Below are 9,496 nucleotides of genomic sequence, written 5' to 3'. Positions count from 1 at the left end.
AAACTAAACTTCCTGGAAGACCTTATGCAAAGAAACAGTGCCAAGGTTTTTATAATTTCTACAGTGCACCCTGTTGATTTCCTGGATTCATTAAATGACCTTGAAAAATATAAGAATGAAGAAAAAAGACTACCCGAACATGACCTGGAAAGGTGGCATGTATTATTAGGACATTTTAAGATCGTGATAAAAAAATTAGACCCGGGTAAACTTCAAATAGAAAAACATATGGCCTTATGGGAAAAAACACTCCTGTATGAAACAAACAATGGTCACTTTTTTAAAAAGATGCAAAAACCGTTAATAAACCTGCTTAAAACCGAGAGTAAAGGAAATGTGCCGCCAGATTGCGATGCGCTTTCATTTAAAATAGGGATCACAGCACACTATTTTTATATGTACATGTGGCAGTCATTAACTAAAGAGGAAAAGTTTCTGCTTTACGATCTTGCGCAGGACGGCCTGGTAAATCCTTTTGATGAGTACAACCTTACTTTACTGCTTAGCAAGGGGCTAATTGTACAAGAAGGAAGTACTCTTAAACTTTTCAACCGAGGTTTCCGGTATTTTATACTTACTGCAATAGGACGATCAGAAGCAATGAAAATAAAAGAACAGATTAAAGACAATGGTAACTGGAACAAACTAAAAACTCCCCTCCTTATATTGATCATTGCTGTTTTGGCCTTTCTTTTCACCTCGCAACAAGAGGCTTATTCCACACTTATTAAATATCTCACGATTATAACCGTGGGCATACCTACCGTACTTAAATTATTCTCGTTTTTTGATACTACAGCGCCAAAAAGTTCTTAGAAGCTATTTAAATAGATAAACAGATCGTCATTGCTTCGTACCTTATAATGACGTGATTGTAAGTTATTGATTATCAAATATTTTTTTTTTAAGTTTTCAACGTAGAGACGCATAATTGCGTCTCCCGCGTGCAAATCACACATACAAATTGATCTTGCAAATCGGCCTTGCAAATCCTGAATGTCCTGCGAGAGACGCAATTATGCGTCTCTACAACAGCCCCGCAATGACGGCCTGTTTATTTATTCTCAAGATCGTAGCTTTTTGYCCCTTTAATATTGCTTTACAGCCGCTAATTTACCGGGAAACGCAGATGCACCATCGATATTACTCGTTTTCAAATCTGTAACCTCATGAGTTTCCAGCATGTGGGCAAAGTAAGCAGGACGGCCATTGCCCCAGTTTACCGAACTATTGCGAATGGTGATGTGACTGGCTTTATCAAGGTAAAAAGCCGAGGTGCGGCCTTTTAACAAACCTTCAACCTGGGCTGGCCGGCGATCATATACTCCTCCCGGCACTTCTGATGTTTTATTGATAACCACATCAACCTGGTCGAACACAATACCAGAGACTTTATCAGCTGTTTCGGCGCCCACATAAATACCGTTCTCGCTAACACATTTGATGTTGCTGAAATAAATATTCTTCACTTCGCCTACCCGGCCTTCGGTTGCGCCTTTGGGCAGGCGCCAGCCTGCATCTTTATTATTTGTGTTTGCACGACGATAAGCGGTAACATAAATAGGTTCGGCCTTGCCCCACCATACATCCGAAAACAGGTGCGAATTAACCAGTATATTGGAAAATATCACATCCGAAACCGTGCCTTCATCCCGGTTTTGGATCCCGATACCCCGGTTACTGTTTTTGATAATGCAGTTGTTTATCAGTACGTGGCTTATCCTGTCCATATTCTCAGAACCGATCTTGATGGCGCAAGAACGCGAGGTCATGGTGCAATTACTAACCGTAATATTTTCGCAGGCACCAAACTCCTGGTATTCACGGCGGTTCTTCAGGCAAATACAATCATCGCCAGATTCGATATAGCAGTTACTGATGCGCACATTCTTGCTGTGGTCAAGGTCTATACCGTCGCTGTTTCGTACTTTCAGGCTATTTAATAGTGTCAGGTTATCAATAGCCACATCATCACAGCCTATTAAATGCACGGTCCAATAGGCCGAATTACGGATAGTAAGGTTGAGGATCCGAATGTTTTTACCACCGATTACCGTTAACAGGTGTGGCCGCGGATCAATAACATTAAAAGGTTTAAGCTCATAKGAATCTGCTAACTCCTTACCCATAAATGATGTGCCGTTGCCATCAATAGTGCCGCCTCCGCAAATTGTTACGTTATTAAGGTTTTCTCCACCTATCCAGATAGTGCCCTCCCCTTTATTTTCGCGAAAAGCGCTTTTAGTATATACGCTTTCGCTGGGGTTGGCTAACAGCGTGGCGTTCACTTCTACCTCCAATTCTATATTTGATTTCAGGGTGATCGGTCCGCTCATAAAAGTACAGCCGGATGGAATTACTACCCTGCCGCCGCCGTTACCCGAAGCCGCATCAATAGTTTTTTGTATCGCTATGGCATTATCTGTTTTACCATCGCCAACCGCGCCATAATCCAAAATGTTATATTCCTTTTGACGGGCAGATGCCGACAAGCAAATGCTGCAAAGAAATATGATCAATATTCTTTTTATCATGCTATTTAATGTTTTCCATCAGGCCTTTCGGTTGCATGGCAGGTTTAGCCCCCCATTGTTTATCCGGTTTGTCCTGTAAATAAATATCCAGTTTACCACCTTCAACAATAGCAGCATAAGTAATATAATTAGTATGCAATAACTTGCCGTTCCATTTAACAGCATATATGTATTGTGCAACTTTACTTGTTTTATGAGTTGTTACCGCAAAGGTTTTACCATTTGCCAAACGAATTGAAACTTTATCAAAAATGGGCGAACATAACAGGTACTGGCCCGAAACCGGGTTTAGGGGATAAAAACCCATCGACGCGAAGATATACCAGGCCGACATTTGCCCCGCATCGTCATTGCCGCTTAAACCACCTGGCCCGTCGCCATATTCGTTTGCCAGTATGTTACGCACCTGCTGCTGGGTTTTCCAGGGCGATGCTGTAAAGTTGTACATAAAAGGTATTTGGTGCCCCGGTTCGTTACCATGCCAGTATTCGTTTTTGTTAAACAGGCTATCCAGCGCGCTTTCCAGTTTGGGGCTTCCCCCCATCAGTTTAGCCAGTCCGGGAACATCCTGCGGCACATAAAAAGTATACTGACGCGGCGTGCCTTCGGTAATGTAATATGATTTATTATCCGGTAAGTAAGGGTTAACCCAGCTACCATCGGCATGACGCCCACGTACCATACCCGTGCTTTTATCAAACACATTGCTGTAATAGGTCGCTCTTTTTATCAATTGTTTATAATCGGCTGTTTTACCCAGTTTTTTTGCCATCATGGCTGTAGCATAATCATCATAGGCATATTCCAGCGTACGGCTCACCTGTTCTTTTTTATGAAATGCATCGGGTACGCTATCTTCAACCGGTATGTAGTGGTATTGTAAATAGCTGTTTAGTGCGCGCCGGCCTTTTCCTTCTACATAATCGGCCTTATTAGCCGGGGTGTCAAAAGCATTTTGACGAACGAGACGGTAAGCCTCTTTTACATCAAAATTGGTAATGCCCTTTAAATAGGCCGATGCGATAACCGAGCTGCAATGATCGCCTACCATTTCGGAGGTATAACTATTCCAGGAGGGGAATATAGGCAGCCATCCGCCCTGCTGCCCTTTCAAAACCAGCGAGTGGGCAATGTCGTTTATTAATGATGGCTTTAGTATCTCAAATAAAGGTAAATGAGCGCGGTAAATGTCCCACAAAGAAAAATCATCATAATAATTGCCGCTTTGCAGTTTGCCTATCTTGTTTACAGAGGCAAATTCCGGGTATAAGCCATCAACATCGTTATATAAGCGCGGCTGTTGCATTGCATGGTAAAACGAGGTGTAAAATATTCGTTTATCTTTTTCGACAGTGGTTTGCAGGGAGATTTGCGACAGTGCCTTTTCCCATGCGGCTTTATTTTTAGCAGCAATGGCTGCAAAGTCTCCCCCCGGAATTTCGGCTTCCAGGTTTTTGCGGCCTCCTTCCATACCGCTAAATGATGTGCCGATACGTACTATAATGCTTTCGCCTGCTTTAAGCTTAAAACCTAAATAAGCACCTATGTTTTTTTGATTACCGATAGTTTTAACACTAAATATTTTATTATCGGCAAATGTGCCGCTGGTAGCTATTGTTTTTTCAACCCTGATCACAAAATAACCTTTAAAGCCCRCCTCTTTTCCCCATCCCTGGTAAATGCGATGAACAGTATTATAGCCTCGTACTTCGCCATTGGTGGAATCTATTTTAACAAAACCCTGGTTATAGTCGCTGTTGGGCGTGATGAGTAAATAAACACTGTCTGCTTTGCCCGCTGTAAATTTCATAATACTGCAACGCGGTGTTGATGTTACTGATGCTTTTAAACTGTAAGGCTTTAAATTTATATCGTATTGGTAAGGTGATGACTGTTCATCATTATGGCTAAATTTAACTGCATAATCTGCCGCTGCGGTTTTTAAATGCCCGCTGATGGGCATCACAGTTAAGCTGCCGTAATCTTGTGTACAGGAGCCGCTTAACCAATGCGAACCACGGATACCGCTAAAATTATCGTCGCTGTACCTATACGGGGGTACGCATTTATTTTCGGATGTTTGGGTTTGCGGAGTCCACTGCGTCATGGCAAAGGGCGTTGTAACTGCGGGGATGGTATTGGCAAATAATTCGCTCCCGGCACCATGTTTAAGCGCCGCCGGCGTAGTTGCTACACCGCTGCCTGCCATTGGTTGTACATATTTAACCACATCCTGTGCTTGTACCCCGCCGCCAATCATAAATAGTGCTATGCACCACATCTTACCTTTAAATCCTAAAATCATCTTCCCGATAACTCTTTTACTGTTATTAATTTGTGTTTATATGGTTTTTGCCCCGTGTAAAAATAGATGAATCGAGCAACCCGCCAAACATAATAAATTTTAACATGCAACCTAAGAAGCTGTTTAAAAATGATTTATTAAATGTTTTTGGACTTCTAATGAAGCACATACCCACCCGTCATTGCGAGGTACGAAGCAATCCCCAAAATACAGAGTAGCTGTGCAGATCCGCTCTATATAGTTGGGGATTGCTTCGTCGTACCTCCTCGCAATGACGCTCTTTTTTTAAGATGTCATTACTATTTTTTCTGGGTTATGCCTGATGATCACTCGCAATAACGGCCTGTTTATTTATTTTAAAACAGCTTCTTAGAACTATGCATGTCCTTTTTCTCCAAAGGTTTATTTCTTTTGATACACCCTTACATAATCAACTTCAAAACGCTTAGGAAACGTTGTTGCAGAGGGACTGCCGCCGTTATCACCGCCAATCGCAAGGTTAAGCAGTATATAATGCGGCTGTTTAAAGGGGTTAAAGCCGCTGCCATCCTGGTTAACCAGGTCTTTTAATTCCACGCGGTTCAGCAGTTGATCGTCGGCATATAAACTGATCGATGTTTCGTCCCAGTCCATTCGCCAKGTATGGAATTTTTTACTCCAGCCGGCATCAAAGGTATTTAGCGCTTTGGTATTACTATACCATTTTGCTTTATATGGAACCGATGTACCGCAGGCAATATTGGACAATAGCTTATCCTGGTAATATTCCATGATATCAATTTCGCCGTTTGATGGCCATGGCTTGTTTACCCCAAGCGTCCAAAAGGCGGGCCATAAGCCGGCATCTGTATCTATCCTGCCCCGCATCACCATGCGGCCATATTGCCAGCTTTGCAGCCCGCCGGTGTTTATGCTGGCCGATGTGTATTCAATATACTGCCGGTTGGCTTTCCAGTTGGTACTATCGGGCTTATAGTCAGGATTAGCCTGGTGTACCTTTTGCGCTTCTATCACCAGTAAACCGTTATGGCACGCTGCATTTTCTGCCTGGTACCATTGATCTTCATGGTTACGGACAAAGCCCTGTTCAAATTTCCAGTTCTTTGGATCGGGCGCTCCATCTATATTAAACTCATCCGCCCAAACCAATTTATAACCACCTGATGTATCCTGCCGGCTTTGCTGGCATTTGGCTGCATATGGTGTTAAGGCTAATAAGCCAACAAAAATTATCCTGTTTATCATAACAAAGTCAAGGTAGGTATAATGTTTTTTTATTGTTGAGGTTTATTGACTGAGGCTTCCAGGCAATCGCTTTTAAAATTAAAACTTTCACCATAGCGATGGGTTTGAAACCTGGAGTGTTCGAAAAAAATAAAAAAGCGGGGGATGTGCGATTCCTTCCTCGGGGAAGGAGGAGGAAGGGGTTAGATCAGGTACACAATAACGCTTTGCATACCCAAGTCGCTTGTAGAAACCCCTCCCTGCCACTCCACATCCCAACCCACCCCTCCCGTTGGGAGGGGAAAAAATCTTTCGAACACCCGAGGTTTGAAACCCTTCGCTATTTGCCAATATTCTGTGGCAAACAGTTTCATTTAATAGATTTTTCTGGCGTTTGCCCCTTTAAATATTTTAAAAGCTATTTCCCTGCTAACGCTTCCGCGCTTTTTTGCTTATAATAGTTTTGCAGTATGTAAAAGGCCTTCTTTTTGTTGCCCTTATCATCGTAAAATCCTTTACGGTTCCAGCCCTCCTGGTACAGTGGGTTGTTACGTTTAGGTGAGCGAAAATCGGCCATTACCCATGGCGACAGACCTACAAAATTGGCTGGCATACGTTTAAACATAGCCACCTGCTCTTTAAAATACCATTCCTGGTATTCTTCATCAAAACGGGTTAGTGAATCGGCGTGAAAGCCATATTTTGCCTCGGCACCTGTTTCACTTATAAATAATGGTTTATTATAGGGTGTGCTCCAGTTGGTGGTACGGCATTTATCGGGCGAGCCGCCATACCATCCCAGGTATTCGTTAAATGCCACCAAATCAACAAACTCGCCAAGCGGGTCGTCAATTACATTCACATCCTTGCCCGAGGCGTAGTTTACCTCAAGGGCCGCCGAAACCAGGCGGGTATCGTCCAGTTGTTTTGCACGGATGATTAAATTGTGCATAAAATTGGTGCGTACCGCGCTTATGGGCGTTTCGTTCCCTACCGACCAGATGATGATACTGGCCCGGTTATGATCGCGGGTTATCATTTCATTTAACTGGGCTTTAGCTTTTTCAAGAACCTGCTGATTACCAAAGTCAATAGTCCAGTAAACCGGGATCTCCGACCATACCAATACGCCCAACGAATCTGCCAGGCGGGTTATTTTTTCATCATGCGGATAATGGGCCAGCCTCACCATATTACAACCAAGCTCGCGGGCCTGCCCTAATAATTGCATGGCATCTTTTTCACTATAGGCCCGCCTCACATCCTGGGGTATTTCGCCATGGATGCAGATGCCCCTCATAAAAACAGGCTTACCATTTAACAATAACTGCGCGCCATGTGCTTCAATGGTACGGAAACCAATCTTATCCTCCGTTCTATCAGTCCCGCTGCTGATGATAACCTTATATAATTTGGGGCTTTGCGGCGACCATAACTGCACCTTGGGCAGTTTAAAACTGATTGGTGTAACTGCTCCCGTAGCAGCAAACTGTTTACTGTAATTAAGTTCGGGGATTTGTACCGTTATGCGCTGTGCGGATACCGTATTGCCACCTAACTGCACCCAGCCGCTTACTTCGGGTTGTCTGCCGGGCGCCTCGCCGTTAACTGTTTTTTTAAGCTGGATCACAAAATCCCGGATAAAGTTCTCAGGCACTTCTACCAACTTTACATCGCGGGTAATACCACCATAATTCCACCAATCGGTGTTGAGGGTGGGCACTTCATCGGCGTAGCGTTTATTATCAACCTTAACTACTAAATAATTATCTTTTTCTTTGAGCAGACCGGCAGGTACTTCAAAATTAAAGGGCGTAAAACCACCTTTGTGCATGCCCAGTTTTTTACCGTTCAGGTAAACATCAGCCCGGTAGTTTACTGCGCCAAAGTATACAAAGCATTTATTGCCTGTTGCCGGCTTAACGTAGTCAAATGATTTTTTATACCAGATGGTACCCTCATAGTATAAAAACTCCGCCTTTTGATGGTTCCAGTCGCCGGGGACTTCAATGGAATATTTGTCGTTATAGCCGTATTCCTTTTTTTCAGTTTTATTGGCGGGGATCCCATTATTCCAGTAGGCATCGCCGTTGTTTTCGTTCAGTTCTTTGTACCGGTAATCATAAAAACCGGTTTCATAAGGATCAACTATATACTGCCATGTACCATTAAGACTTAAGGCTTTACGGTTTTGTATATTGGTTATTAAACTATCCTGGGCCTGTGCCGCACACACGGTAAGCAGCAGGCTGCATAAAGTAATGAGTTTTTTCATATTAGTTTTACATATTTATTATTTGATATCCAGCGCATGATCGGCACTTACGTCCTCGCCGCTCCAGATCCTGGCTTCGGTCCATTTCAGAGGGGGCGCAGTCCAGAACTCGTCCGTTTCAGGCAATCCAAGCGGAACAAAAACATTACTGCAGATATACAAGCTGCCGGTGGTGATATAAAAATCGGCCAGCCCGGGTTGTTTACCATATAAACCTATGCTAAGCCAGCCATCAGCCGTAAATGTAGATGGCGACTCCAAAGTTTTTTTTATAACAGCGGTTAAGGCGCAACGTACCTGCGCGGGTGGTAATGATGCAGGGAGTTGTTTGGCATAGGCCATATTGGCCAAATGGTGGAACACCCCTGCCCTGTAAACAATAGAACGCCCGATCACGGGATAACTGCCATCGGCATTAATTAAACGCTCCAATATTTCGGCATATCGTTGTCCTATGAGTTTAACCTGCTGCACTTCGCGCTGGTAGGTTTTCTTTTTTTCGGCCTGTACCTGTAATATTACCCCCAGGTAAGGCTGAATCACGATGCTGTTGTAATAATCAAGGTGGAAGCTCATTCCATCCGAAAACATACCATCGCCAACATACCAGTGCTGTGTAAATTCGCGGATGCCGTATTCGGTACGTACAGGGTCATCGCCCAGGTTGTATTTGCAAAAGAAAGCCTCCACCATCCCCGAAAACAGGATCCAGTTTGAATAAACCGGGACGGTATTGCGGGTTATTTTTAAAACATCAACCACCTGCTTTTTTACGTTTTCATCAAGGTGCTCCCATAACCAGGGGCTCCTTACAAGGGCGAGGGCTACAAAAGAGGCATCAACCAAAGGCTGCCCCCCACTCCATTGCAGGTAATCTTTGGCTTGCGGATTAACCGCGTTGCCTATGGCCTTTAATGCCCAGCCACGGTATTGATTGCGTAGTTTAACTTCGGCAGGGTCTCCGCCTTCCAGGTTTAACCATGGGGCAATGCCGCTTAGGGTACGGCCAAAAGCTTCCAGGTAAGCCACTTTTGAACGGCTCTCCTTATTATCAATATGCTCGGCCAGGCTTACCGGCATATTTTGCTTAAGCTTATCCTCAGCCAGGTTTGATAGCACCGGGCGGGCAACTTTATCCATGTAAGCCAGCCATAGTTT

The 9,496-nt window shown here is 43.8% G+C and carries 6 protein-coding genes; 1 reads left to right on the top strand and 5 read right to left on the bottom strand.

Going from position 1 to position 9,496, the window contains the following annotated elements; translation table 11 throughout:
• Positions 1-816 (top strand): hypothetical protein (locus AC1DPZ_RS16665; protein WP_477405394.1); only part of this gene is annotated, 816 nt, incomplete at its 5' end.
• Between the two features lie 272 nt (positions 817-1,088).
• On the opposite strand, the gene AC1DPZ_RS16660 is transcribed toward AC1DPZ_RS16665, so the two are convergent.
• The 5 genes from AC1DPZ_RS16660 to AC1DPZ_RS16640 all read right to left on the bottom strand — a co-directional run.
• A complete protein-coding gene (locus AC1DPZ_RS16660; RefSeq protein ID WP_477405392.1) occupies positions 1,089-2,534 on the bottom strand; it encodes a glycoside hydrolase family 28 protein in 1,446 nt (481 codons plus the stop codon).
• A gap of 1 nt (position 2,535) precedes the next feature.
• Positions 2,536-4,839, bottom strand: a complete 2,304-nt coding sequence (locus tag AC1DPZ_RS16655) for a GH92 family glycosyl hydrolase (protein ID WP_477405390.1) — start codon at positions 4,837-4,839, stop codon at positions 2,536-2,538.
• A 402-nt stretch (positions 4,840-5,241) separates the two neighbouring features.
• Positions 5,242-6,084 (bottom strand): glycoside hydrolase family 16 protein, encoded by an 843-nt coding sequence (locus AC1DPZ_RS16650; RefSeq protein WP_477405388.1) that lies wholly within the window; start codon positions 6,082-6,084, stop codon positions 5,242-5,244.
• A 397-nt stretch (positions 6,085-6,481) separates the two neighbouring features.
• On the bottom strand, positions 6,482-8,338 hold the full coding sequence (locus AC1DPZ_RS16645) for a glycoside hydrolase family 2 protein (RefSeq protein WP_477405386.1): 1,857 nt from the start codon (positions 8,336-8,338) through the stop codon (positions 6,482-6,484).
• An 18-nt stretch (positions 8,339-8,356) separates the two neighbouring features.
• The coding region (locus AC1DPZ_RS16640) for a DUF2264 domain-containing protein (protein WP_477405384.1) at positions 8,357-9,496 on the bottom strand (1,140 nt) is incomplete at its 5' end.

This window comes from Mucilaginibacter sp. P4_G9 (genome assembly GCF_056400985.1).
The sequence above is the reverse complement of the archived record's forward strand: the minus strand, read 5'-3'. Positions and strand labels throughout refer to the sequence as shown.